Source organism: Arthrobacter sp. AOP36-F1-5, assembly GCF_058137995.1.
This window is the reverse complement of sequence record NZ_CM176892.1, coordinates 60502-85676: the sequence shown is the minus strand read 5'-3', so window position 1 is coordinate 85676 and position 25175 is coordinate 60502. Positions and strand designations below refer to the sequence as shown.

20 protein-coding genes and 1 pseudogene are annotated in these 25175 nt (G+C 66.5%); 15 read left to right on the top strand and 6 right to left on the bottom strand.

What is annotated here, in order from left to right; translation table 11 throughout:
* Positions 1-22: 22 nt before the first annotated feature.
* Entirely contained in the window at positions 23-3571 is a 3549-nt protein-coding gene (gene mobF, locus AC3ZI9_RS00400) for a MobF family relaxase (protein ID WP_444554759.1), read from the bottom strand.
* A gap of 437 nt (positions 3572-4008) precedes the next feature.
* On the opposite strand from mobF, the gene AC3ZI9_RS00395 reads away from it, so the two are divergent.
* Positions 4009-5613, top strand: coding sequence for an ABC-F family ATP-binding cassette domain-containing protein (locus tag AC3ZI9_RS00395; protein WP_489923728.1), 1605 nt, complete (start codon positions 4009-4011; stop codon positions 5611-5613).
* A 375-nt stretch (positions 5614-5988) separates the two neighbouring features.
* Here the strand turns inward: AC3ZI9_RS00395 and AC3ZI9_RS00390 are convergent, their stop codons facing one another.
* The 5 genes from AC3ZI9_RS00390 to AC3ZI9_RS00370 all read right to left on the bottom strand — a co-directional run bounded on the left by AC3ZI9_RS00390 (position 5989) and on the right by AC3ZI9_RS00370 (position 11103).
* Positions 5989-7203, bottom strand: a complete 1215-nt coding sequence (locus AC3ZI9_RS00390; RefSeq protein ID WP_444554711.1) for an MFS transporter — start codon at positions 7201-7203, stop codon at positions 5989-5991.
* 12 nt (positions 7204-7215) lie between these two features.
* Positions 7216-7800, bottom strand: a complete 585-nt coding sequence (locus AC3ZI9_RS00385) for a TetR/AcrR family transcriptional regulator (protein ID WP_444554710.1) — start codon at positions 7798-7800, stop codon at positions 7216-7218.
* 851 nt (positions 7801-8651) lie between these two features.
* Positions 8652-9188, bottom strand: coding sequence for a CueP family metal-binding protein (locus AC3ZI9_RS00380; protein ID WP_444554709.1), 537 nt, complete (start codon positions 9186-9188; stop codon positions 8652-8654).
* Positions 9189-9292: 104 nt separating this feature from the next.
* On the bottom strand, positions 9293-10471 hold the full coding sequence (locus AC3ZI9_RS00375; RefSeq protein WP_101569951.1) for an FAD-dependent oxidoreductase: 1179 nt from the start codon (positions 10469-10471) through the stop codon (positions 9293-9295).
* Positions 10468-11103: a TetR/AcrR family transcriptional regulator gene (locus AC3ZI9_RS00370; protein WP_101569950.1), complete on the bottom strand. Its 636-nt coding sequence runs from the start codon at positions 11101-11103 to the stop codon at positions 10468-10470. The genes AC3ZI9_RS00375 and AC3ZI9_RS00370 overlap by 4 nt, the downstream gene beginning before the upstream one ends.
* A gap of 85 nt (positions 11104-11188) precedes the next feature.
* Here AC3ZI9_RS00370 and AC3ZI9_RS00365 point away from each other — a divergent pair, with 85 nt between their 5' ends.
* From AC3ZI9_RS00365 to AC3ZI9_RS00300, 14 genes and pseudogenes are all read left to right on the top strand, one after another.
* Positions 11189-12598, top strand: a complete 1410-nt coding sequence (locus tag AC3ZI9_RS00365) for an MFS transporter (RefSeq protein WP_101569949.1) — start codon at positions 11189-11191, stop codon at positions 12596-12598.
* 61 nt (positions 12599-12659) lie between these two features.
* Complete coding sequence (locus AC3ZI9_RS00360) at positions 12660-12872, top strand: heavy-metal-associated domain-containing protein (protein WP_101570198.1); 213 nt, start codon at positions 12660-12662, stop codon at positions 12870-12872.
* A gap of 1 nt (position 12873) precedes the next feature.
* On the top strand, positions 12874-13884 hold the full coding sequence (locus AC3ZI9_RS00355) for a DUF8832 domain-containing protein (protein ID WP_101569948.1): 1011 nt from the start codon (positions 12874-12876) through the stop codon (positions 13882-13884).
* On the top strand, positions 13874-16198 hold the full coding sequence (locus AC3ZI9_RS00350; protein ID WP_101569947.1) for a heavy metal translocating P-type ATPase: 2325 nt from the start codon (positions 13874-13876) through the stop codon (positions 16196-16198). The genes AC3ZI9_RS00355 and AC3ZI9_RS00350 overlap by 11 nt, the downstream gene beginning before the upstream one ends.
* Positions 16199-16232: 34 nt before the next feature.
* Positions 16233-16502 (top strand): YHS domain-containing protein, encoded by a 270-nt coding sequence (locus AC3ZI9_RS00345; RefSeq protein WP_101569946.1) that lies wholly within the window; start codon positions 16233-16235, stop codon positions 16500-16502.
* Between the two features lie 211 nt (positions 16503-16713).
* Positions 16714-16803 (top strand): annotated as a pseudogene (locus AC3ZI9_RS00340) (DUF1541 domain-containing protein); the annotation flags it as partial.
* Positions 16804-16973: 170 nt separating this feature from the next.
* Positions 16974-17966: an IS481 family transposase gene (locus AC3ZI9_RS00335; protein WP_489923586.1), complete on the top strand. Its 993-nt coding sequence runs from the start codon at positions 16974-16976 to the stop codon at positions 17964-17966.
* Between the two features lie 36 nt (positions 17967-18002).
* A complete protein-coding gene (locus AC3ZI9_RS00330; protein WP_444554708.1) occupies positions 18003-20147 on the top strand; it encodes a heavy metal translocating P-type ATPase in 2145 nt (714 codons plus the stop codon).
* A gap of 49 nt (positions 20148-20196) precedes the next feature.
* Positions 20197-20511, top strand: coding sequence for a metal-sensitive transcriptional regulator (locus AC3ZI9_RS00325; RefSeq protein ID WP_489923727.1), 315 nt, complete (start codon positions 20197-20199; stop codon positions 20509-20511).
* Between the two features lie 194 nt (positions 20512-20705).
* Positions 20706-21635 (top strand): helix-turn-helix transcriptional regulator, encoded by a 930-nt coding sequence (locus tag AC3ZI9_RS00320; RefSeq protein ID WP_101569943.1) that lies wholly within the window; start codon positions 20706-20708, stop codon positions 21633-21635.
* Between the two features lie 209 nt (positions 21636-21844).
* On the top strand, positions 21845-22945 hold the full coding sequence (locus AC3ZI9_RS00315; RefSeq protein ID WP_444555342.1) for an ArdC-like ssDNA-binding domain-containing protein: 1101 nt from the start codon (positions 21845-21847) through the stop codon (positions 22943-22945).
* Positions 22945-23886, top strand: a complete 942-nt coding sequence (locus AC3ZI9_RS00310; protein ID WP_180958889.1) for a bifunctional DNA primase/polymerase — start codon at positions 22945-22947, stop codon at positions 23884-23886. Before AC3ZI9_RS00315 ends, AC3ZI9_RS00310 begins: the two co-directional genes overlap by 1 nt.
* Positions 23883-24689 (top strand): DUF2637 domain-containing protein, encoded by an 807-nt coding sequence (locus AC3ZI9_RS00305; RefSeq protein ID WP_444555341.1) that lies wholly within the window; start codon positions 23883-23885, stop codon positions 24687-24689. Before AC3ZI9_RS00310 ends, AC3ZI9_RS00305 begins: the two co-directional genes overlap by 4 nt.
* Positions 24686-25105: a hypothetical protein gene (locus AC3ZI9_RS00300; protein WP_101569940.1), complete on the top strand. Its 420-nt coding sequence runs from the start codon at positions 24686-24688 to the stop codon at positions 25103-25105. The genes AC3ZI9_RS00305 and AC3ZI9_RS00300 overlap by 4 nt, the downstream gene beginning before the upstream one ends.
* Positions 25106-25175: the final 70 nt, after the last annotated feature.

The following is a 25175-nucleotide window of genomic DNA, read 5'->3' as shown; positions in this document are numbered from 1 at the left end:
CCGACACTCCCGTGGGCTCGGATCACAAGCTCCGATTGAGGGGCTGTTCGAGCGGCCGACTTTCTGCGTCTCTCGTGCGCTGACGAGCAATATCACTTGCACGTTCGAGTGCGGTTCGTGCGCGGGCGGCGTCGATCTTCTGCGCCGTGGTCTCTGGTGCCGGGCCGAGGGTTGTGTCGTCGCTGATGCCATAGCGGTCCCGATAGGCAGCGACGGTGCGGGCGTGCCGCCGCCACGGCGCTGTCTTCCGTGGATTGCGGGGTGGCATGCCGAGTGGCTTCGTCCACGGAGCTTTCGCGTCCAAGGCGATGTCCAGGACGACGTCGGCGCGCTGCTCGATCAGCTCCCTCCGCTCGGTCAACGCCTGTCGCATATCGGTGCTCATCGACCCGTCTGCGGCGGGCACGAGACCAGCGATCAACCGCGGCGTCTTCCTCGTGCGACCAGACCCAGCGGGTCGTGCGGTCGCACGCGCGACCCGGTGGTGCAGGACGGAGGCGATGTCGTCGGCGTCATCGAACCCGCGTGCGGCGACCAAGCGTGGGACCAGTCGGTCGATGTCGTGATAGTTGGCCTCGGCCCGGCGTAGTTCGGTGGTGAGCGCCCCGAAAGCCTCCGACTGGACTACGGCGTCGACCTGGTCCTCGGTGAGACCCGACGATCGGATCAAAGTCTCCCAGCGGTCGTGTTGTGCTGCCGCCGCGATGGTCTCGTACTCAGCGGCGAGCTGCGCGATTGATCCCCATTGCTCGTGTTCGGCGGTGATGGTCTCGTGCGCAGACAGCTCGGCACCGACGTGCTGGAGCACCCCGTACAGCACGCTTCTGGCGGTGGCGTCAGTGTTGTCGCCGGGGTGCGGGTATGTGTGGTCATCGGAGCGGTCAAGGATCACGTACGCCCGGTTGGACTGCTTGCCGCGGGTCATCGCGACGTAGAAGTTTTCCCGCGTCGTGGTCGGTTCGACCAAGACGTGCGCGGTACCGACAGTGACACCCTGCGCCCTGTGCGCGGTGACCGCGTATCCGAGGTCGACGTGCTCGGTCACGTACGACGCCGGGAGCACGATCGAGCCGCCGAACCGTCGTCCGGTCTTGCGGGTCGTCAGGGAGCCGTCGTCGCGGACACCGATGATGGTCCAGGTGGCGCCGTTGCGCACCCAATCCTTGCCGTTGCGGAGACGGCGGTCGTTACGGCGGGTGATGATCGTGTCCCCCACTCCGGCGGTGGTGCCGTCGTTCAGCTCGACTTCCCGGCCGGGTTTCAGGGTGCCGTCGAGGATCAGGTCCGCGCGGGCACGGACGTTCAACGCAGTCACGTCGTCGCGGGTCTCGGCGATCAACACCGACACCAACCCTTGCTCGTGGTGCGCGCGCCATGCGGCGTAGGCGGCATCGGTCATCGCCTCGGCATCACCCTCATGAATGCGGTCGTGGTCGAGGTAGGTGTCGATCACCTCGGTTCGACCGTGGCGGAGTGCGAGTGAGGCAGTCTTCTCCCACTCGTTCTCAAACCGGTGGACGTCGACCAGCTCTGGCGCATCGTCACGATCACCGACCAAGAGCGAGAACGCGCCGCCTGCGTCCACGGACTGGAGCTGGGCGAAGTCGCCCACCAGGAGCGCCTTCGCCCCGGCCCGCTCAGCCAGGTGGGTGATGCGGTCCAGCGACAGGGTGCCGGCCAACGATGCCTCGTCGATGATAACGAGCTGACCGGCCTCGAAGGTGGTGCCACGGGTGAGGTGGTTCTGCCACCATTTCGCCGTGTTCTCCGTCGCGATCCCCAGGTCATCAGCGAGGACCTGCGCGGCCACCGCTGACGGTGCGAGCCCGACCACTGAGCCGGTGCCGTGCTCCTTCTCCCACGCTTTGCGCAACGCCGACATCGCAGTGGTCTTCCCGGCACCGGCCGGGCCGACAAGCACATCGAGCATCCGACCGGAGACGGCGATCTTCAACAGAGCGTCGGCTTGGTCCTCGCCGAGCATCCGCCCCTCCCTATCCGGCCGGGCGGTGATCTTCTCCACCGTTCCCAGCCGGGCGGTCGGCGCAGTCATGCTGCGGGAGCGGACGAGCAGCCGGTCCTCCGCTGCGAGCAACTGCTCGGAGGAGAACACGGTCGAGTGCTTCGGCCGGAACACGCTCGTGCCGTCGATACGCCGGAACGCGACCGGGCTGGTGGCGAGGTCGGGCGGTGTCAGCCGCAGAGATGCCTGTTCGGCGGCGTCGGTGATCATGCCGACGATCGCCTCACGATCCTGCATGGTGGCGAACCGCAAGCCCATCGTCTGCCGCGACGCCTCGGCCACCAGGTTCCACCGCCGCCACGTCGACCGCTTCTCACCCACCACACCGACGACGGCCTGGCCAAGTTCGGCGATCGCGTCCAACGGCACGTCGTCGGCTCGCAGCAGCATCGGCTTGTCGTTGTCCGTGACGTTGCGTGCCCAGGAGGTGGCGTCCTGACCCAGCACATCGGTCGCGCGGGTGCGCCACTCGCTGGTGAGGTCGGCCAACGACCGCACCTCCTTCTCCGGTCGGGTACTGAGAGTGGCTTGGGCTCGGAGCTTGATGACCGTGGCCGTGGACGGCTGGCGGCCGTGCTTGGCGACGTACTCGGCGATAAGCCGGTTCTTCTCGGCGTCGATGTGCCGGGCACGGGTGGAGAACTCCTGAACGAGCTGTTCCGGCACGCTGCTGATCGCCCAGGCCGGGTTCCGATCGCGGCCCATGTCGCGGGCCTCCCACTCGACGCCGAAGGTGCGGGTCATGTGGTCGGCGAACACCGCCTGGTGCAGCTCCGACAGGGCGACCACGGCGGCGTGCATCGGCCGACCGTCCAAGCTCCGCCACTTGCCGTCAAGCACTGTCTGGACCTTGTTGCTGATGACGACGTGGGTGTGAAGGTGGGGGTCTCCGGCGCGGGAGTCGAAGTGATCGAACGCCGTAGCCACGACCCCGGAGACATCGACCTGTGCAACCGCTCCGCCGCCTGCCGTTGCACCGGTGCGGGTGGCTGCAACCTCACGCTCCATGAACGCAACCACCTCCGCAACCGCTCGATGATGCGCGTCCCCGATGAGAGCTTGGGTGCCAGCGTCCGCGACCGCCCACAACGCCGAAGCGGACTTCGGGACCGAGAACGTGAAGTCGAACCCCGCCACCGCCCGCCGTGTCCCCCGCGAGGCTTCCTCAGCCTCGATCTGCCCGACGGCCTCGCCCTTCGCGCCGGGACTCAACGCCGGGTCCAGGTCCGCGATGCGGGCCTCGACCCGTTCCGCCGGGGACTTGTAGGCCGGGAACGCCAGACCGAGCGGATCTCCGCTGATCGGGTCACGACCCATCCCCATCAAGAGCTGAAGCTGGGCCTCCGAGACCCGATCACTCACCGCGAGCTGACCCTTCCCGAGCGAGGCGACACCGGAGCCCAGCCATTGACCTGGTGGCGTTCCCGCCTCCGCGTAGTACCTCGTCAGCGGCGTGCTGAGGCTCCGGTCGCCGTCAGCGGCGGCGACTGTGCGCAGCAGGTACTTGTAGCCGTCTCCGGCGCTCATTACCCGCATCGACACCGTCATGCTCACGAGGTGCGCACCTCCGGTGTCCGTGAGGGGCGTTCAGCGGCCCGACCTTGTACCCATCTCGGCGAAGTCGTTCTTCGAAAGCATGCCGAGGTTGCTGATGAAGGTTCATTGTCCGTTCAAGGCCAATGCGGTGCGGGTTAGCAACACTGGCCATGACGGTCAGGCCGGCATACCTGAGGGCGCGCTTTGGTTGGGACCGGTTCGGCTACAGTGGTGGCATGACTTGGTGATCCTCGCCCTTCTCCTGCGTCCGTGGCGTGTGCCAGGCGGGAGTTCGATCGACTCTGAGGACACCTGTGGCCATCACAACTTCTTCTTCGCTTTCGCGCGCCGCCGCTCATCTGCGTGTGGACGGTATCTCGATCTCGTTCACAGACCGGCGTGTGCTCACGGACGTGTCGTTCACCGTCCCCGCCGGGGATCGGACAGGCTTGATTGGTGAGAACGGGTCCGGCAAGACCACGTTGTTGCGCGTCATCGCCGGCCTGACACGCCCCGACGGTGGCATCGTGAGTGCCATCGCGCCCGGCGGGCATGCGCCGCGCATCGGGCTACTGCACCAGGAACCACCATTCCTGGCGAGCATGTCGATTGCCGAAGCGCTGGCATCCGCGGTCGCTCCACTTCGCGCGGCCGCCGACGCGGTTGACGCAAGGGCCCACGCTCTCGCCAATACACCCGATGACCAGGCCGCGGCACGCAACTACGCCGACGCTCTGGAGACCGCCGAACGGGTCGGGGCATGGGACGTCGATGCGCGCATCGACGCGATGATGACGGGACTGGGATTGGGCGATCTGCCGCGCGAACGCGAGACCGGGCGCCTCTCGGGTGGGCAGCGCTCGCGCCTGGCCCTGGGGTGGCTGCTGCTGTCCGCCCCGGAGGTGCTGCTGCTGGACGAGCCGACCAACCACCTCGACGATGCCGCCACGGAACACCTACGCGGCGTGCTCGTCTCATGGGCCGGACCAGTGCTGATCGCCAGCCACGACCGAGCGTTCCTCGACGAGGCGGTGACCTCCCTCGTGGACCTGGACCCGGCTCCGAGACTGCACGCGGTGGCTGGGCCGCTCGTCGGGGACGGTGAGGAAGCGGGCATCGGCATCACTCGTTTCACGGGCACCTACACCGACTATCTGCATGCCCGACTGGACGCTCGGGAGCGGTGGGAACGCCAGTACCGCGAAGAGCAGGGAGAACTCAAGCGTCTCCGTGCCGCCGTTGGTGAGAATCAGAGCGTCGGGCACCGCGATTGGAAGCCTCGCTCGGAGGTACGCATGGCGGAGAAGTACTACGCCGACCGCAACGACAAAGTGGTGTCCCGACGGGTCAACGACGCCCAGACCCGATTGGCCGACCTTCAGGAGCGCCAAATCCGCAAACCGCCCCCGGAGCTACAGTTCCGCGGGCTCAACGCCGCGCAGAGCACGGCAACAGCCCAGGGTGCCTGGCCCGGCCCGGTGCTGGCGGCCACCGACGTTGCGGTCGCTGGGCGCCTCAAGGCGACCTCACTGACCGTGAGCGCGGATGAGAAGTGGCTGATCACCGGGCCCAACGGGTCGGGCAAGTCGACGCTGCTGCACCTGCTCGCCGGTGACCTCGCCCCAACGGCGGGGACCATCAACCGGCCACGAGGGCTGCGTGTCGGTCTGCTCGCCCAGGAAGTTGACTTGCCCGATCCGCACCACCGCGGATCGGAACGGACCACACGCGAGGCCTACGAAGACCTTGTCGGGAGGAAACGGGCCGAGCAGGTGCCTCTGGGAACATTCGGGCTGATCGCGGGCCGAGATGAGCACCGGCCCGTGCGCGTTCTCAGCGTCGGACAGCAACGTCGACTGGCCCTCGCTGTGCTCCTCGCCGACTCACCCGACGTGCTGCTGCTGGACGAACCGACCAACCACCTTTCGCTTCTGCTCGTAGCCCAACTCGAAGCAGCCCTCTCCAACTACCCAGGAAGCGTCGTCATCGCCTCCCACGACCGGTGGTTGCGCCGCACATGGACCGGGCAGAGCTTCGACCTGACCGGCACTTGACCTCGCTATCAGACATAAAGTCACCTGGACGTGACAGGTGGAGCCAGGCACGGCCGCAAACAACTCGTACCACCACCGGCGACAAACCGCGATCAGCTACCGCCTCTGCCTGTCACCCATCTCCTATAGGATCGCGCGGATCCACTGTTGTGTCCTGCTAACGGGATTCGGTCGGGGCACCTGCCGTAGCCCGCCCGGCCAGGCCATCGCGGAGCCCCCTTATGGCGACGTATCCCCTTGGGTCACGGCCATACCGGACATTCGAGCTGAAAAGCGTCTGTGCCCGAACGATCAGAACCGAGAATCGGGCTCGTTGAGACGGTTGTGGTCGGGCCGTCTTTGACCATCAGTGGGTCGGCACATGGCTGACGGTCCTCAGTGTTCTATCCCCGCTCGATCAGGACTGTTCTCAGTGGATACTCGTGCAGGCAGGCGGATCAGTGCCGCTAATCCGAGCACTGCCAGGACGATGGCAGCGACGATCATGGCGGTGGTGAATCCGGCTTGCTGGACGCCGAATCCAGTCAGCAGAGGTCCGCCGGCGAGGCCGGCGGCGTAGGCGAGGTTGTACAAGGCGTAGGAACCGCCAAGGGTCGGCGGCGTGGCTCGGAAGCCCTGTTCGCCGATCATTGTGGTCGCCGGTGCAAGCAGGAGCGCTGAGGAGACGCCTAGCAGGACCATGCCGATGCTGGTGTGCCACAGCTCGGTTGCGAACCCGATCACGATGAGCGCAGCAGCGACCGCGAGGACGCCGGCCCCGATCAAAAGTCTGAGTGGTGCCGTGGTGACGTACCGGCCCACGACCGGGTTGGCGATCATTGCCGCCAAGGCTGCAAGCCCGAAGAGCAATCCGATCGTCAGCGCGCTGGCTCCCAGGTGCACAGGCAGCACGGGCTCGACTCCTGAGAGCACGGCCGCGCCGATCGCAACGGCGATCACGATGGAGAACGACCCTGGCACGCGGAGCACGGCAAGAGGCCCTGAAGGGTCGTCGGTAACCCGCGGAGAGCCCTTGACCAGCACGATACGCAGCACCCCATCGATCATGGCGATGGCGGTAGCGAGCAAAAAGGGCGATGCGGTGCCAAAGTGCTCGACCAGAAAGCCCGCGAGTGGGGGGCCGAGCAGCACGCCCAGAGTAAGGGAAGACAGGGCGATCCCCATCGCCTGTCCGCGCTTGTCGAAGCTGGTGGTTGCGGCGATCAACGAAAGGGCAGCGACCCAGGACATGCCGCCGGCGATGCCCTGGGCAAGGCGGGCAACCAGCAACAGCCAGTACGGGCCTCCCGTGGCGAACAACAGCGTCGCTGCGGCCAGTCCAACGAGCCCGATGAGCAGCGGCGTCTTGGGTCCGTGCCGGTCGACGATGCGACCGGCAAAGAGAGTAGCGATGATCATCGCCAGCGCGTAGGAGGAGAACAGCACCCCCGTGGCTGCCGGTCCCGCGCTGACAACTGCGGGCAGCAGCGGCAGAACCGGGACCGCCAGGCCGTGAACGAGCATGTCGGTGAACACCGCCGCCGATCCGACGATCAGCGCATTCCTTGGGGTGGTGCCTCGCGTAGGCAAGGCACCATCACGGTTCGTCATGTGGAGGTCTTTCTATGAGAGCAACCCCTTCACCAGCGCCGTCACAGCGGCGTCGAGGTGTTGGAGGTGCGGAAGGTCATCGGGACGGGTCACCGCGGTAACGGTGAACCCCTGAAGCAGGATCAGCACCAGACCGGCGGCCGTCGCAGCCGACACCGGCAAGTCGGGGTGTTCGCCCAGGGACGCGGCGATCTGATCGCGCCATGCATCCAGTGCTTCGTGCTTGGGACGACTGTCATCGAGGGCTTGCGGAGCGACCAGGACTGTGGTGTACGCCAGGGCTCGGAACCGCTTATCAACTTGCAGCAGCGTCACGAACTCGCTCAGCAAGGCGCGCAACCGGCCCTCGGCATCAGACCGCGCAGGTGCAGCATCGAAGATCCGGCTGCCGTAGTCCAACCAACCCCACTCCAGGGCCTCGGTCAGCAACACAGTCTTGCTCTGGAAGTGATGGTGGAGCGCCCCTCGCGAGACACCGGCACGCTCGGCGATGCGCTCAAAGGTCGCACCGCGCCAGCCCTTCTCCTCGAAGGACTCCAAGGCAGCCCCCAGCAGCGCCACACGGGTCTTCGCTGTGTCCTTCGCAGTACGCTTCATACATACAGGCTAGCCCGTATGTAACCACCGTCAAGCCGACTTCCTTCACGCCCAGAGGTCAGGGGGCTTGCGCGCCACGTCCAGCTCGTCTCCGTGGCGGTTCAGTCGCAGCTACCGTTGCTTCCCTGCGAAGTAGACTGAACCCCGTAATTACAGAGGCAAAGACGCGACTACTTTTGCTCCCTCACGGGGTCCCCGACTCCACGTAGTACCTCGTCAGAGGCGAGCTGAGGCTCCGGTCGCCGTCCGCGGCGGCGACCGTGCGCAGAAGGTATTTGTAGCCATCCCCAGCCGACATCACCCGCATCGAAACCGTCACCACGCCACCGCCCTTCGGCAGTCAGGTGAGCGGACGACGACCGCGCGGAGCGCCGTCAACTTTTGTTGACGCTCTCGACGTGCAAGACGCGTGGCAGCTCTGGCGGGTAGTAAGAATCGGGCAGCTCTGGCGGGTAGTAAGAATCGAGCGTGGTGGAGAGTCGGCTGGGCAGCCCTGGATCGTGGATGGTGCTGTCGTCGGGCTAGTGAGAGGCGGACTGGCGACGACGAGGGGGATGCAGTGTGTGGGTGGTGCCCTGGTAGGTGATCTACCCGGCGAAGGAGTCCACGGAGGGTTCGGGATCGGGTTCACCGACCTGCCGGAACTCTCATGCCTCACACTGCCACGCACGCCCGCGGACTGATGATCGGTTTATTGTTCAGCGGATATGAAGCAATCAACCTCGCCGCCGGGCACTACTTCGGCGGCGAGACGGTCTGGTCCTCCGAGCTCATTCCCCCGTCCTCCGCATGCTTGTCCGCCACTGGCCGGATGCGCCGAATTCGGGCGAAAACAGAAGCCGGGAAGCGTTCTAGGTGAGCTGGAGCGTGGTGATACAGGTGGGATCGTCCTTGGCGGTCGAGATGGTGGTACTCGCGGTCTGATCGCCGTGTTCGACGGTGACTGTGGCATCGATATCGCGGGGCAGCCAGATGCCTGCGAATCCGTTGTCGTGGGTGCGGATGGTCTCATCGAGGATCACCGCGTCGGTGGTCGCGTCGGTGACCGTGACGTCGATGTCCTCGTTGTTGAGTTCACCGAGGCAGGTGGTGAGGCTGTGGGAGAAACAGTCATGTGTCTGGGCGGAGTACGGGGCGATGGATACGTAGAACTCGTCCTCGGGCAGATCAAGCGAAGACTCGTTGCCGGCCTCGTCAGAGAGCAAGAGCACGTCGGGCTGGACCGAGGCGATGAGGCCGTCCGGGCGCTCCGTGACCGGCATGGTGTCGAGGTGTTCGATGACCTCGCGGGCATCGAGCCCATCGAGGTCATAGTCGCTGAGCCACGCGTTGCCGGTCTCGCCCGCAACGGGGCCGGTGCTGGCCGGGGCGCAGGCGGTTACGAGCACGATCGCGCAGAGCGCGGCGGTGAGGGTGCTGAGGGTTCTGGCTGTGGTTCGGATGATCGTTCCTTCTTAGCGTGTCCGGAGTGGTCGTGATCCAAGCTTATGGATCAGTAGCGGAGTATCGCCTGCTGGTGCAGGTGCGGTATCCAGTCTTGGACGAGGCGGGTGGAGTCGATCCCGGTCAACGCGACCGGGATGTCGCCAAGGTGATGGACGATTAGCAATGGGTCGGTGGAGACGACCCGGGTGGTGCTACCCAACGCGGGGTGGCCGGCGCCGGTAAAGGTATGTCCGTGGATACGTGCGGAGAATCGTGAGGCTGGCAGGTAGCGGCAGGGTTCGTCGGCTAGGGCGAGGTCATGCAGCAAGGTCCTCGCTGCGTGGTTCCCTTGGGCGCTGGAGTCCTCCCAATGGTCAATCCGGTAGGAGCTATGACCGGGATAGTGGTGCACCGCGACTCCGCCAGCGGCGTAGATGCGCTGGCGTGGGGCGTGCAGTGCACGCAGGTGGCCGTCGACGGGGATCCCCTCGGGCCCGGTCCAGGGAGCTGGCGCGGCGGCCAGGGTGCCGTGGGCGACGATCGCCAAGTCACCTTCAACATGGGTGCCGTCGTCGAGGATGATGGTGATCCGATCGGCGTGGGTGCGGATTGCACGTGGCTGGCGCCCCAAGTAGGTCGCGTGCTGGGGCTGGCTCAGATCGAGCAGGCGTCTTGCGACGTGCTCGCCGATGGCGGTGGCGCCGGGCACGAGCGAGCGGGCGATCAAGGCGACATCGTGACCGGCTTCGATGAGAAGGGACGCGGTCTCCGAAGCCACCAACCCGCCTCCAAGTATCAGTACCCGCGTCGGGTGCGTTCCCGCGAGCAGGTTGCGCACACGGACAGCGTCGGCGATTGAGTGCAAGGTCGTCAGCTGGCCGGCGCTCACGGCTTGGTCCCGACCGATGATTGTCTCGTCGAGGGTGCGCGGTCGGCTGCCGGTCGCGATGACCAACGCGTCATAGGCCCTAGTTTTACCAGAGGCGAGATGCACTTCTCGTGTCTGCGGGTTGACGCTGCGGACAGTGTCGGTACTCGTCCGGGTATCCGTGACAGATAGCGCGGCCTGGTCGGGTTCGAGCAGTCCGAGCGCTACGCCCTTGTTAACCAGTGTCCGGTTGTAGGGGCGTTCGCCGCTTCGGGCGAGGAGATCGATCTCGACATCAGCCTCCGAGGTGTGCAAGGTCTTCACGGCGGAGGTTCCTGCCGCGCCTGCGCCGATGATGCCAACGGTGCGGGTGCTCATCGCGCTCCGTTCGCGGTGAAGGATGGCAGCAGGATCGCGTCGATGAACCATGGCGCGTCATCGGGGTCGAGGCGTCCTGCTCGGACTTCCTCGGCTGCGCCGTTCATCACCACGTGGGTAGTGGTCAGCAGCCAGGTCACGGGCAGGTCTACGCGGAACGCGCCCTCGCGCTGGCCCCGGAGCAGTAGGCTGCGCATGCGCGCCTCGGCCTTCTCATGCAGCTCGCGGATGCGGGCTGCGGGAAGCTCCTTCTGCGCAGCCGTCAACAAGGCACCGGATTGATCGACGAGCACCCAGCTGGAAGCAACCAGTCGCTGGAATGCCTGGGCGGCCTCGCCGTCGAGAGACACCTCCTCCAGCACGACCTCGCCGTGTTCGAGGCTGTCCACCAACGCTTCTTCGATGAGCTCGGCACGGGTCTGGAAGTGGCCATACAGGGTCATCCGCCCCACGCCGGCCTCCGCCGCAATGTCGGCGACCGAGGCATCGGGATTCTTGCGGATCGCCGTCACCGTGGCCGCCAAGATTTTGGCCCGGTTGCGCTGGGCGTCGGCGCGCTGGTTGGCCGCGCGGTTCGCTGTCGTCGGGGCGCGTCGGGTACCCCGTGTCGCCTGAGCCTTCTTCGTCGGCATCGTCCACCTCGTAAGTCGTATGGGAATGTATGAGATAGTGTAGCTGTTGCAACTCGTACCCCATTGATTGAGTTAGGAGTCGGAGATGACCAACCGCACACAACCCGACAGCGCGACGTCGGCCTACCCGAAACGCTGGCTGGCGCTCGCCTTGCTGGGCACGGCCCAGTTCATGCTGATCCTCGACGTGACTGTCGTGGCGATCGCCCTGCCGCAGATGGAGGCGGACCTGGCGCTCTCCCGCGAGGCGTTGACGTGGGTTGTCACCGCCTACACGGTCGCTTTCGGCGGCCTGATGCTGCTCGGCGGGCGCAGTGCCGACCTGTTCGGCGCCAAACCCATCGTCTACACCGGCCTACTGACCTTCGTCGCCGGTTCTCTGGCCGCCGGCTTCGCCGACACCGGAACCGTGCTGCTCGCTGGGCGCGTAGCCCAGGGCGCTGGAGCGGCCATGCTCTCCCCGGGAGCGCTGTCCGTCGTCGTGCGCCTGTTCGAAGGTGACGAGCGCAACCGCGCCCTGGGCATCTGGTCCGCGCTCGGCGGCGGTGGAGCCGCCGTCGGAGTGCTGCTGGGTGGACTTATCAGCGCCGGACCCGGTTGGCCGTGGGTGTTCTTCATCAACGTTCCCGTCGGCGCGATCGTCCTCATCGGCCTGCTGCGGGTGCTGCCGCCGCTGCCGCCGCAGCCCGGTGCCCGCGAACGGTTGGACGTCCTGGGGGCCATCCTCGTCACCGGTGCCACCGGCCTGGCGATCTACGCGCTGACTGTCGCTGGCGAGATTGGTTGGACGGCGCCGCGCACGCTCATCTTCGCAGGGGTCGCGGTCGCGCTCTACTTGCTGTTCGGCTGGTGGCAGAAGACCGCGCGCTCGCCGCTGATGAACCTATCGCTGCTCGGCAGGCGGCCGGTGTTCTCTGGCGTGTTCGTGCTCGGGATCGCCACTGCGCTCATGGTCGCGGTGTTCTTCCTCGGCACCTTCTACTTCCAGCAGTACGCCGGCTTCGGCCCGCTGGCAACCGGCCTACTGTTCCTGCCCGTCGCACTGGCGACGATGGCCGGTGCGCAGACGGCAGGAAAGCTCGTTGGCAGGCTCGGCGCCCGCAAGCTCGGGGCGATCGGCATGACCGTCGGAGCGATCGGCCTGCTTGTTCCCGCACTATGGTCCACCACACTGACCACGACCATCGGGATCAGCTTCGGCTCGCTAGGCATCGGGATGCTGTTCGTCGTCGCCTCGGTCACCGCGCTTGGAAACGTCGCGCCGGAGGAGGCGGGTATTGCCTCGGGTCTGCTGAGCACGTTCCACGAGATCGGTGCTTCCGTCGGTGTTGCGACCGTCTCCAGCATCGCCGTGGTCAGCCTGACCGTTGGTGGCGATGCCGGATTCAAACAGGCGTTCCTCGCTGTAGCGATCGGTGCGGTCGCCGCGACCATCATCGCCAGCATCGCCATCCCCGGACGCCCTCGGGTGGCAGCACCGGAACCCACCCCTTGATGGATACCCCATAGGGGTATATGTTGACAGAAGTCGTACACGAATGAAGGAGTTAGTGATCATGACCACCACGACCGAGTACCAGGTGACCGGAATGAGCTGCGGACACTGCGAGACCGCAATCCGCACCGAAATCTCCGAGATCCCCGGCGTTACCGATATCGACGTCAGCGCAGCCACCGGCCGGCTGGCCGTCACCACCGACAAACCGGTCGACGAAACCGCGGTGCTCGCCGCGGTCGACGAGGCCGGATACGCCGCCGTCAGGAGCTGACATGAAAGCACCTGCACGGCTGGGCCTGTACGGGTTGGTCCTCGTGGCCGTGTTCGCCGTGGCTGGATTCGCGGCGAACGCGGTCATCCCCGAGGAGACCGTGCAGAGCTGGTCAGAAGGCACCGAACTGAACACCAATCAGAGCGAAGGAGACAACATGAACACCGCCGGGCACGAGGGCCACACAGACGACACAGCCGCCCTTGGCCTGGGCATCGCGCAGGAGGGTTACCGGCTCACCGCAGTGACCGCCCCCACCGACACCGGTACCGAGAAAAAGCTGTCCCTGACGATCACCGGCCCGGACGGGAACCCGGTTACCGACTTCCAGCTGGAGCACGAAAAAGAACTGCACCTGATAACCGTTCGCGCCGACGGTCAGCACTTCCGCCACGTCCACCCAGAGATGAACGACGGCGGCACCTGGACGATCCCCTGGCAGTGGGACGCGGCCGGGACCTATCGAGTCTTCGCGGACTTCGTTCCCGCAGAGGCCGGGGAAGGACTCACCTTGTCGACCTCGGTCCACGTGGGCGGCGACTACGAGCCCACACCGGCCACCGGGCCGAGTACCGAGACCACCGTCGACGGCTTCGACGTCAGCGTGGAGGGCGATCTCACCGCAGGCGAGGCCTCGCCGCTGACCATGACCATCACCCGTGCCGGAGAACCAGTCACTGAGCTGGAACCCTATCTGGGCGCGTTCGGCCACCTCGTCGCCCTGCGTGGCGGAGACCTGGCCTACCTGCACGTCCACCCCCACGGGGACGAGCCGCAGGCCGGCGAGATGTCTGGTCCGAAGATCGTGTTCGAGGCCACCGCGCCCACCGAGGGGCGCTACCTGCTCTACCTGGATTTCCAGGTTGACGGCGAGGTCCACACCGCCCCTCTGGTGATCGATACGACCACCGGCTCGGGCCTGCGCGGCGACGGGCACTCCGATGGTGGGGGTTCCGGTCAGGAGCCGGGCACGGGTGGCGAGCATCAGGAAGGAGAAGGCCATGACCACTGACAACACCAGTACTGGGGTCGCCGGCATCGAGTTGCAGATCGGTGGCATGACCTGCGCCTCGTGTGCGAACCGGATCGAGAAGAAACTCAACAAGCTCGACGGTGTCACCGCGAGCGTGAATTACGCGACCGAGAAGGCCAATGTCACGGGCCCCGACGACCTGGACCCGCAGGCTCTGATCGCGGAGGTCGAAAAGACCGGCTACACCGCTGCCCTTCCGGCGCGTGCCAAGGGCTCCGGTAACAGTTCAGACGAGGAGGGCGAGTCGTCCGAGGACGCCGAATTGCGATCTCTGCGTCAGCGTCTCATCGGCTCTGCGGTCCTGGCGGTGCCAGTGATCGCGATGGCGATGACCCCGGCCTTGCAGTTCGACTACTGGGGCTTTGCCTCCCTCGTCCTCGCCGCCCCCGTGGTGGTTTGGGCCGGGTGGCCGTTCCACCGCGCAACGTGGATGAACCTCAAGCATGGTGCAGCCACAATGGACACGCTCATTTCGGTGGGCACGACCGCGGCGATGATCTGGTCGATCGTCGCCCTGTTCTTCGGCACCGCTGGCCAGCCCGGCGTCGTCCACCCCTTCGAGCTGACCATCTCGCGCTCCGACGGGCTCGGGAACATCTACCTCGAAGTCGCCGCCGGGGTGATCACGTTCATCCTGATGGGCCGCTACTTCGAGAAGCGCTCCAAGCGCAGCGCCGGGGCCGCCCTGCGCGCCCTGCTGGAACTGGGGGCGAAGGAAGTCTCCCTCCTACGCGACGGCACCGAACAGCGAGTCTCCATCGACGACCTCGTGGTCGGCGACGAGTTCGTCGTCCGGCCCGGTGAAAAGATCGCAACCGACGGGACCATCACCTCTGGAAACTCCGCGGTCGACGCCTCGATGCTCACCGGCGAGTCCATGCCGGTCGAGGTCTCCGAGGGTGACACTGTCACGGGTGCGACCGTCAATGCCGGTGGCCGCCTGGTCGTGAAGGCGTCCCGGGTGGGCTCAGATACCCAACTGGCGCAGATGGCGAAAATGGTCGAGGACGCCCAGTCAGGCAAGGCCGAAATCCAGCGGCTAGCCGACCGGGTCTCCGGGGTATTCGTGCCGATCGCCATCGCCGTCGCCGTGGCCACCCTCGGTGCGTGGATCGGAGCCGGGTTCCCGCTGTCAGCCGGGTTCACCGCGGCAGTGGCGGTGCTAATCATTGCCTGCCCGTGCGCCCTGGGATTGGCAACCCCGACCGCCCTGCTGGTCGGGACCGGTCGCGGCGCGCAGATGGGCGTGCTCATCAAGGGGCCCGAGACCCTGGAATCGACCCGCAAGGTCGACACGATCGTGCTGGACAAGACCGGCACCGTCACCACCGGCAAGATGACCCTCACCGACGTCATCACCGCCAACGGGGTGGATCGGGACAAGCTGCTGCGCCTGGCCGGCGGGCTGGAAGATGCCTCGGAACACCCGATCGCCCAGGCCATCGCCGCCGGCGCGACCAGTGAGGTCGGCGACCTGCCCACGCCGGAGTCCTTCGAGAACATCGAAGGCAAGGGCGTGCAGGGCGTCATCGACGGCCACGCCGTGCTCGCCGGACGGGAGACGCTGCTGGCCGAGTGGTCCCAGCACCTTGACGAGGATCTGCGTTCGGCGAAGCAGGCGGCCGAAGCTGAGGGCAAGACCGCGATCGCGGTCGGCTGGGACGGTGTCGCGCGCGGCGTGCTGGTGGTCTCCGATCAAGTCAAGCCCACCAGCGCCCAGGCCATCGCCCAATTCAAGGAGCTGGGCCTAACGCCGGTGCTGCTCACCGGGGACAATCAGGCCGTGGCCGAGCAGGTCGCCGCCGCGGTTGGCATCGAGAAGGTCATCGCCGAGGTCCTGCCCAAGGACAAGGTCGACGTCGTCGCCCGCCTCCAGGACGAGGGCAAGGTCGTAGCGATGGTCGGCGACGGCGTCAACGACGCGCCCGCCCTCGCCCAGGCCGACCTTGGCCTGGCGATGGGCACCGGCACCGACGTTGCGATCGAGGCCGCCGACATCACCCTCGTCCGCGGCGACCTGCGTGCCGCCGCCGACGCGATCCGGCTGGCACGGCGGACGCTGCGCACGATCAAGACGAACCTGTTCTGGGCCTTCGCCTACAACACCGCCGCGATCCCGCTGGCCGCCTTCGGGCTGCTCAACCCGATGCTCGCGGGAGCGGCCATGGCACTGTCGTCGGTGTTCGTGGTCTCCAACAGCCTCCGATTGCGGACCTTCAAGGCCCGCGCGGACGACGACAGCGCGCCGGCACCTGCCGGCTCGACGCCGGCCCGTGAGCCGGTGAACGCCTGACCAACCGTCATCACACAACAAGAAGGGAAACCCGATGACTGCACACGAAAACCTGAACCTAACCGACAACTCGTCCAGTGGAGGCGGCTGCTGCGGCCACGCGCCGAGCGCCGACGCCGTTGCTCAGACCCCCGACATCGAGATGGCCGAATGCCCGGTGATGGCCGGCACCCCGGTCGTCAAGACCGACGCTGAGGCCGCCGGTCTCTACCGCGAGCACAACGGCCAGCGGTACTGGCTGTGCTGCGCCTCGTGCGGCCCACTGTTCGACGCCGACCCCGATCGCTACGCCACAGCCACGTAACGATGGGCAGGGCAGACTCCGCGCTTCTCAAACTCATCGGGAAGCGCGGAGTCCTTCTCCTCAAAGCTGCAACTACCGGGCGCAAGTGGAACGTGACGACAAGTCGTGCTCACCCTGTGGCCACCGAGCACAGCGATCGTTCGGACGATGAGTTTGCCCGTTGGAGAACCCAAGGCCCCTACAAACCGGGCCTGACGAAATGACGACAGCCGCCGTGGCCACCATCGCCTACTCAACGGAGAAGACCGTTTACGTCGTCAACTACGAGGCGGACGGCATGACGATGACGAACCACAAGTAGGTCATCGAAAGCGAGATACAGCCTGCTTCTTAGGGGCAACGGCTAGGTGTACTGCCCAGCAACGTTGGTTGAACTCGTGCGACGACACGGTCTGAATTGATGGGATGACGAAGGCCCCCCGATGTGGAGTGGAGCTGTCTAAGAAACCACTTCACAAACAGGAGGCCTTCATGTCCCACGCTAATGCAGCCCTGACCCCCAAAGCACGTCTGAGAATCGCCAAGCTCATCGTTGACCAGCAGTGGAGCGTCTCCACCGCAGCGAAAATGTTCATGGTCTCCTGGCCCACCGCCAAACGCTGGGCCGACCGCTACCGAGCCCACGGCGCGGCCGGGATGGCCGACAAGCCCAGCAGACCCCGGACAAGTCCTGCACGCACCCCGCAGGCAGCGGTCAAACAAATCGTGGCACTGCGCTGGCGCAAGCGCTTGGGGCCCGTCCAGATCGCCTACCGGCTGGGCCTGGCTGCCTCGACGGTGCACGCAGTGCTGGTACGTTGCCGGATCAACAGGCTGCGCTATATCGACCGGGTCACCGGTGAGAAAATCCGCCGCTATGAGCACCCCTATCCGGGATCGATGATCCACGTGGACGTCACCAAATTCGGCAATATTCCCGACGGCGGCGGGCACCGGTTCGTGGGCCGGCAGGCCGGAGACAAGAACCGTGCAGCAACCCCGGACAAGCCCCGCAATGCGAACCACACCCCGAAAATGGGAACCGCCTTCGTGCACACGGTCATCGATGATCACTCGCGTATCGCCTATGCCGAGATTCATGATGATGAGAAGTCGGTAACGGCCATCGCGGTACTGGAACGGGCCGTGGCGTGGTTCGCTGCCCGTGACGTCGTCGTGGAGCGCGTGCTATCTGATAATGGGTCCGCCTACCGCTCGCATGCCTGGCGTGACGCCTGCGCCGAGCTGGCCATCACGCCCAAGCGGACCCGCCCTTACCGGCCCCAGACCAATGGGAAAATCGAGCGGTTCCATCGGACCCTGAACGACGGTTGGGCCTACGCCAGGTTCTATGGCAGCGAGGCCACCCGCCGCGAAGCACTGCCGGATTGGATCCATGCGTACAATCACCACAGGCCCCACACTGCAATCGGGAACCAGCCACCAATCAGCCGCTTAACTAACGTCTATGGGCAGTACAGCTAGGTGCTCCCGGACGGGAACAAGAAGAACGGATCGGATATGAACGACGAACATACGAACCACAGCCATTCTGAGGACCGCTCGGGACGAGGCGGGGGCGTCACTCTCGCCAACCATCACGAGCACGCGGATCACGACGCCCCCACGAGCCACGGCGGTCACGATCACGGGCACGGCGGCCATGCCGGTCACGGTGACCATGTGGGACAGTTCCGCCGGCTGTTCTGGATCATGCTCGTTGTTGCTGTCCCCGTGGTGGGTTTCAACGATATGTTTGCCCACCTCATCGGCTACTCTCTGCCCGAGGCCGAGTGGGTTCGCTGGGTCTCCCCGGCCCTGGGCACGGTCATGTACTTCTGGGGCGGCTGGCCGTTCCTCACCGGCGGGCTGAGCGAGATCCGCTCCCGCAAACCCGGAATGATGCTGCTGATTGCCCTGGCGATCACGGTCGCCTTCGCCTCCTCGTGGGGCGCGAGCCTGTACCTGATCAGCCACGAGCTGAACTTCTGGTGGGAGTTGGCCCTGCTGGTCGTCATCATGCTGCTGGGCCACTGGATCGAGATGCGTTCCCTGGCCCAGACAACCTCGGCGCTGGATTCGCTGGCTGCGCTGCTACCGGACGAGGCCGAGAAGCTCGACGGCGACGCCGTGGTGAAGGTGGCACCCGCCGACCTGACCGTCGGCGATCTGGTTATTGTTCGGCCGGGGTCCTCGGTACCCGCCGACGGAAAGATCGTCGACGGTAGTGCCAGCATGGACGAGTCGATGGTCACCGGTGAGTCCAAGACCGTCCGGCGAGAGACCGGTGAACGGGTGGTCGCCGGCACCATCGCCACCGATTCCGGCCTGCGGGTCGAGGTCACCGCCACCGGCGACGACACCGCCTTGGCCGGCATCCAGAAACTCGTCACCGATGCCCAGGCCTCTACCTCCCGTGCCCAGCGGATCGCGGACACGGCAGCGGCGTGGCTGTTCTGGTACGCACTCAGCGCTGCGGTGATCACCGCGGCCGTCTGGTCATTGGTCGGGCTGCCCGACGATGCCGTGGTCCGCACCATCACCGTGCTCGTGATCGCCTGCCCTCACGCCCTGGGTCTGGCGATCCCGCTGGTCGTGTCCATCGCAACCGAACGCGCCGCCCGCGGCGGCGTCCTGGTCAAGGACCGCCTCGCCTTGGAATCCATGCGCACCGTCGACACGGTGCTGTTCGACAAGACCGGCACCTTGACCAAGGGCGAGCCCACCGTCACCGCGGTCGAACCCGTCGGGAACCGCAGCCAGGACGAGGTGCTTGCCTTAGCCGCGGCTGCTGAGACCGACAGCGAACATCCACTCGCTCGAGCCATCGTGGGCGCCGCCCACACCCGCAAACTGGACGTACCCGCCGCGGCGGACTTCTCCTCCTCCCCAGCAGTCGGCGTGAAAGCCACCGTGCAGAACACCGTCATCACCGTCGGCGGCCCCTACCTGCTTGACCAGCACCAGCAGGACGAGGTCCCCGTCGCCGACACCTGGCGGGAGGAAGGCGCGATCATTCTCCACGTACTCGCCGACGGTCAGATCATCGGCGCACTACGCCTTGCCGACGAGATCAGGCCCGAATCCCGCGAAGCCGTCAACGCCCTGCACACTGTCGGTGCGCAAGTGGTCATGATCACCGGCGACGCCCAGGCCGTAGCAGACACCGTGGCCAAGGACCTGGGCATCGACCGGGTCTTCGCCGGAGTCCGCCCCGAAGACAAGGCCGCCAAGGTTGCCGACCTCCAAGAAGAGGGTCGCAAGGTCGCGATGGTCGGCGACGGCGTCAACGACGCCCCTGCCCTCGCCCGAGCCGACGTCGGCATCGCGATCGGCGCAGGAACCGATGTCGCCATCGGTTCGGCAGGCGTCATCCTGGCCTCCTCGGACCCACGTTCGGTGCTGTCCGTCATCGACCTCTCCCGCGCAACCTATCGGAAGATGAAGCAGAACCTCTGGTGGGCCGCCGGCTACAACCTCATCTCCGTGCCTCTGGCCGCAGGCGTCCTCGCCCCCATCGGATTCGTGCTGCCCATGAGCGTCGGCGCGATCCTCATGTCCGTCTCCACCGTCGTCGTGGCCCTCAACGCGCAGCTGCTCCGTCGCCTCGACCTCAAGCCCGCGGCCAGCACGACAAGACTTCTCGACGCTGGCCCATCCACATGAACGGCCGCCGCTGCCGGAGCCGACACCACTCGAATCAGGAGGAGACGTCATGGACACCGTCACCACATCAGTGACCGAAACCAGCCATGGCTATATCAGTGACAAGACCCGCTATCTGGCGCGCATCAAGCGTATCGAGGGCCAGGCCCGCGGCATCCACCGGATGGTCGACCAAGACACGTACTGCATCGACATCCTCACCCAGATCAGTGCCATCACCTCCGCCCTGGAGAACGTCGCCCTTGGTCTGCTCGACGACCACCTCAAACACTGTGTCGCCGGAGCCATCCACAACGGCGGGGCCGAGGCAGAAGAGAAGATCGGGGAAGCCTCCGAAGCCATCGCCAGACTCGTCAAGTCCTGAGGAGGAACACATGAGAACCCTCGCCCACACATTGAAATCGGCTCTCGACTCGGGCGACGTCAGCGTCTCGATCAGCCGTTGCTGCAATGCACTTCGATGGGTCATCACCGCACGCACGTCAACCGACAGAAGCTGTCGATAGCCCGTTCTCCATCTCCACACGGGCGTAACAACGAGAGAGCTGGGGGGCGGACATGGCACCGTACGACCCCCTGCTCGCCCGGACACGCACCATCCACAATCCCAGTGGCCCCGTCGCGTACGACTGCGTCAAGCTGATCGTGGTCCGCGACGGTGGCGCCATCCTCTTCAGCGAGTTCGGTGAACAGCCCGTCAATGTCGGCGACGTGATCCTGCTCGGCGCGAACGTCCTCTGCGGATCGGAGCCGGAGGGGCACATCACGGTCACGACGATCTACCTCGACACTGACTACGTCCTCGATCAACTGTTCTGGCAGCATGTCGAGCTCCTGCACGACCGGCTGGACGCGCAAGGCTTCGCGGACACGACCTTTACCGAGCCCGCCCAATTGCTCCGCCTCGGTGAAGATCGGACCGGCATGTTGATGCCGTGGTTGGATGAATTGGTCGCCTTGAGCATCGGTCAGGCCTACCGGCAGCGCTTCCATCGGATGCAGGCACTGTTGCACGCGGTCATCGACGTGGTTGCTCCGTTCATCCGCATCTCGCCGCTCCGCACTTCACCGCTGCAACGGGCCCATATTCGGCCGACAATCCCGCGCGATCGCCGCTTCGCGCCGCTGCGTGTCGAGGCCCGGGAGGTTCACGTCGCTTTACATGCTGATGTGGCCAGGGCATGGACGTTGCCAGAGTTGGCCAACATGGTCCATCTGTCGTCGAAGCAACTCACCCGAGTGTTCGCGGACGCCTTTGGGAAGACCCCGATGACCTACCTGACGATGCTCCGTGTGGAGGAGATGGCCAGGCTCCTGCGGGAAACCGACTTGTCCGTCACGGAGGCCGGTCGCCAGGTTGGCTGGCAGTCCCGGAACCGGGCATCGGGGGCCTTCCGAGAGTGCGTGGGGATCACACCGAGTCGCTATCGAACGATGCGGTTCATCGGCGGCGATGTGCCCATTGATCGGACATTCCTGCCCACCTAAACGACACCTTGCGCGGTGCTGAGCCCCACGGTGGCGTGTTGGCTGATATGCCGTTGTCTACGTCAGGAGTACGCGAGCTTCCTGGCGGCCAACCTACCGATTTGCTTGTTCGCTGACCGTCTCGACTCGCCGGATGCTCCTGGCGCACCTCGCAGGTGTAGGACCGACCACCAGCCCGGTGGCCGGCCCTACCGGGAGGAGGCCGGACGATGGCGACGAGGGAGGAAGCCCGCCGGGCGCGGGAGGCGAAGCTCGACGAGCTGCATGGGAAACTGACGAGCGCGGTTGAGCAGCTGGTCTCCGGTGAGGACTGGGCGAAGGCCCTGTCGTTCGCGGCCCGGTTCCGGTCCCGCAGCTTCAACAACGTTCTGCTGATCTGGGCGCAGCACGGGGAAGCGTTCGAGGCAGGTCGCGTGCCTGACCCGGTGCCGTCGTATGTGGCCGGCTACAAGCAGTGGCAGCAGCTGGGCCGCCAGGTTGAGAAAGGCCAGGCCGGCTACCAGATTCTCGCTCCGATCACGGGCCGGTTCGCCTCGGCGAACCCGGCCGATCCGGAGTTGTGGAGACGTCTGAACCGGGGCGAGAAGCCCACGCCCGGCGAAGTGGCCCGGACCCGCATGGTCGGGGTGCGGCCGGCATATGTCTGGGATGCCTCCCAGACGGCTGGCGATCCGATCCCGGAGCATCCGACCCCGACCCTGCTGAAAGGCGAGGCACCCGGCGGACTGTGGGACGGGCTTGCCTTCCAGGTCCGCGCGGCCGGGTTCGAGGTATCGCGGGTGCCGCACGAGGGGATAATCCACGGCGCCAATGGGGTCACGGACTTCGAAGTCCGGACGGTGACGGTGCGGGAGAACATGGACCCCGCCGCCCAGGTGAAGACTCTCGCTCACGAACTGGGGCATGTGCTCATGCACGGGCCTGACCAGGAGGACGCGCGACAGCATCGCGGGATCGGTGAGGTCGAGGCCGAATCGGTCGCGCTGATGGTAGGTGCCGCCCACGGAATGGACACCTCGGATTACACGATTCCGTACGTCGCCACTTGGGCCGCCCGCGTGGATGGCAAGGAACCGGCCGACATCGTCAAGGCCACAGGCGAACGGGTCCGCAAAACTGCCCTGTCGATCCTGGATCAGCTCGACACCGCCCAGCTCGGCGACGGGACCCCGCCCGGCCTCGACCGCGAGGCGCCACAGCGTGCCCAGCCGGCACATGACCAGCCAGCGCGCCGGCGACAGAGTGTGCCGCTGACCGCACCTGGCGCCCGGGCCAGCCCCGCCATCGTGCCGCAGGAACGGGGCCTGTGATGACTTCCCCCGACGGCCTCGCCGGCGTACTAACGCGCATGACCTTCCGGTGGCCGGCCTCGGCCGTCGCGCGGGAACTCGCCGGTGCGGGAGTACCTGTGTTCCCATGTCAACCGGGCGGTAAGCGCCCGCTGACCGAGCACGGGTTCCACGACGCCACCAGAGACCCCGACCAGACGGAGGCGTGGTGGAGAAAGCACCCGACCGCGAATATTGGCGTGCCGACCGGCACGGCCTCCGGTGTCGTCGTGGTCGATGTCGACGTCCACGGCCCCGTCAACGGGTTCGCGGCGTTCAACCGCGCCCACCGTGCCGGGCTCGTCGGTGGATGGCAGTTCCTCGTGACCACGCCGTCCGATGGGATGCACGCCTACTACCCGGCGACGCCGGGCGTGGTGCAGCGGTCGTGGCAGGCCGCTCGCGCCGGGATCGACTTCCGTGGCGACGGCGGCTACATCATCGTCCCGCCCTCCAGGGTGGTCAGCAATGGCACGGGCGCCGAGTATCGGGTTCGGCAGATAAGCACCGGCCCCAGCACCACGGTGGATTCGGATGCGTTGCGGGACATCCTCGACCCCCGGCCCGCGCCGCGCTGGCCGGCGAGCCCGAGCGTGGGGCAGCAGGCGGATGTGTCGCAGTTGGCGGAATGGGTCGCCAACCGTGGCGAGGGCGAGCGAAACCGTGGCCTGTTCTGGGCGGCCTGCCGCCTCGCAGAGAACGACCTTCCGGCGCCGGAGGCGCTGGAGGTGCTTGCGGCCGCGGCCTCGGAGGCGGGGCTGGGTGAGCGAGAGATTACCGCGACTGTCCGCTCCGCCTATCGCACCGTTCAACCCCGACCCCAGACCTCCTCGCGGCTACAGGACGGCTCGTCGGCAACTGGCAGTTGGTTCAGCCGGGACGCGGCCGCGCGGTCGTCCCCTCAGGTGCGGGGGCTGTCATGACCATCCATGCCAGCACCGGGCAGAGGAACCGGCGTTGGGCGGTGGTCACCGCGGTGGCGGGGACCGTGTTCATCGCCGCCGGAGCGTTCTGGCTCTCGTTCACCGCGCTGGCCGATCTGGCTGCTCGGTCCGGGGTCGGCGGTTCGCAGGCGTGGGTGTGGCCGCTGATCGTGGACGGCATCATCGTTGTCGCCACCGTCGCCGCCGTTGCCCTAGCCGGTCAGCGGTCGGCGTGGTATCCGTGGGCGCTGCTGATCGGTGGGTCCGCCGTGTCGGTGATCGCCAACGCCCTCCACGCTGTCGTCGCCGCGGATGCTGATGTCCCCGGAGTGCTGGCCGCGGCCGTTGCCGCGGTACCTCCCGTGGTGCTGCTGGCGATCACTCACCTGACCGTCATCCTCACCCGACCGCAACCAGCCCCCGACACGCTGATGTCCAGCGACGACGCCGTGTCCCCTGACATATCCGCGCCCATCGAAGAGTGGGCTTCGGCACCTGGGCCGGGGACGGTGTCGTCGGCCGAGGTCGAGGAGATCGCGGCGTTGCCGGCGCCAGCAGAGGAGAGCGAACAGGCTATAGCACCCGGCACAGCGCAGGCATCGGCAGATCGGGACAGTGAGCCGACGACCGACTCGGGGGTGGCGCGCACCGATCGGCGTGCTCGGGCAGCGCAGCTGCGCGGGCAGGGGTGGTCGAACAAGAAGATCGCCCGTGATTTGGGCGTGCACCCCTCCACGGTGGGCCGGTGGTTCACCGGCGCGCACCTTACCGACAGCACCGATGACGAGGAGGCAACCCCATGAGTCCCGAACACGACCACGACCTGCGACGACCCGACGCTGACGATCGGGCACCCGATGTAGGGACCGTTCGCCCGGCGTCGGAGGCGGTTGAAAAACTCGAGGCACCGGACGCGGTCCGGGCAGCACGGGCCTCCCGCCGACGCGGAACCGAGCGGCAGACACCAGCGGCGGAGGTGAGCCGTGCGCGGGGTGTGGAGTGGGTGCGGCCCACGGATCTCATCGCTCGCCAGGGCGCGGCCCTCGCTGGCCGGGGTGTCGATTTCGAGGTCGAGCTGGCCCGCCGTACCCGCGCGCCGCTCGCCACGGGTGTTCGTGACCTGGGTGAGCGGACCCGCCGGTTGCCACCACTGGCAGCATTCGGCCGTGGCAGCACGGGGCAGGCCGCTCCGTCCCGGCCCGGCGTCGGGTTGAGCTGAGTAGGGCGGTGACAAGCGATGCGTGCGTCAACGAGGACCGACAGCGATGTTGGGGATGGCGTGCGCACCT

Excerpts from the sequence above, each read along its gene's own strand:
- mobF (WP_444554759.1), bottom strand. The coding sequence starts at position 3,571 with ATGACGGTGTCGATGCGGGTAATGAGCGCCGGAGACGGCTACAAGTAC.
- AC3ZI9_RS00390 (WP_444554711.1), bottom strand. The coding sequence starts at position 7,203 with ATGACGAACCGTGATGGTGCCTTGCCTACGCGAGGCACCACCCCAAGG.
- AC3ZI9_RS00385 (WP_444554710.1), bottom strand. The coding sequence starts at position 7,800 with ATGAAGCGTACTGCGAAGGACACAGCGAAGACCCGTGTGGCGCTGCTG.
- AC3ZI9_RS00375 (WP_101569951.1), bottom strand. The coding sequence starts at position 10,471 with ATGAGCACCCGCACCGTTGGCATCATCGGCGCAGGCGCGGCAGGAACC.
- AC3ZI9_RS00370 (WP_101569950.1), bottom strand. The coding sequence starts at position 11,103 with ATGCCGACGAAGAAGGCTCAGGCGACACGGGGTACCCGACGCGCCCCG.
- AC3ZI9_RS00365 (WP_101569949.1), top strand. The coding sequence starts at position 11,189 with ATGACCAACCGCACACAACCCGACAGCGCGACGTCGGCCTACCCGAAA.
- AC3ZI9_RS00360 (WP_101570198.1), top strand. The coding sequence starts at position 12,660 with ATGACCACCACGACCGAGTACCAGGTGACCGGAATGAGCTGCGGACAC.
- AC3ZI9_RS00355 (WP_101569948.1), top strand. The coding sequence starts at position 12,874 with ATGAAAGCACCTGCACGGCTGGGCCTGTACGGGTTGGTCCTCGTGGCC.
- AC3ZI9_RS00350 (WP_101569947.1), top strand. The coding sequence starts at position 13,874 with ATGACCACTGACAACACCAGTACTGGGGTCGCCGGCATCGAGTTGCAG.
- AC3ZI9_RS00345 (WP_101569946.1), top strand. The coding sequence starts at position 16,233 with ATGACTGCACACGAAAACCTGAACCTAACCGACAACTCGTCCAGTGGA.
- AC3ZI9_RS00335 (WP_489923586.1), top strand. The coding sequence starts at position 16,974 with ATGTCCCACGCTAATGCAGCCCTGACCCCCAAAGCACGTCTGAGAATC.
- AC3ZI9_RS00330 (WP_444554708.1), top strand. The coding sequence starts at position 18,003 with ATGAACGACGAACATACGAACCACAGCCATTCTGAGGACCGCTCGGGA.
- AC3ZI9_RS00325 (WP_489923727.1), top strand. The coding sequence starts at position 20,197 with ATGGACACCGTCACCACATCAGTGACCGAAACCAGCCATGGCTATATC.
- AC3ZI9_RS00320 (WP_101569943.1), top strand. The coding sequence starts at position 20,706 with ATGGCACCGTACGACCCCCTGCTCGCCCGGACACGCACCATCCACAAT.
- AC3ZI9_RS00315 (WP_444555342.1), top strand. The coding sequence starts at position 21,845 with ATGGCGACGAGGGAGGAAGCCCGCCGGGCGCGGGAGGCGAAGCTCGAC.
- AC3ZI9_RS00310 (WP_180958889.1), top strand. The coding sequence starts at position 22,945 with ATGACTTCCCCCGACGGCCTCGCCGGCGTACTAACGCGCATGACCTTC.
- AC3ZI9_RS00305 (WP_444555341.1), top strand. The coding sequence starts at position 23,883 with ATGACCATCCATGCCAGCACCGGGCAGAGGAACCGGCGTTGGGCGGTG.
- AC3ZI9_RS00300 (WP_101569940.1), top strand. The coding sequence starts at position 24,686 with ATGAGTCCCGAACACGACCACGACCTGCGACGACCCGACGCTGACGAT.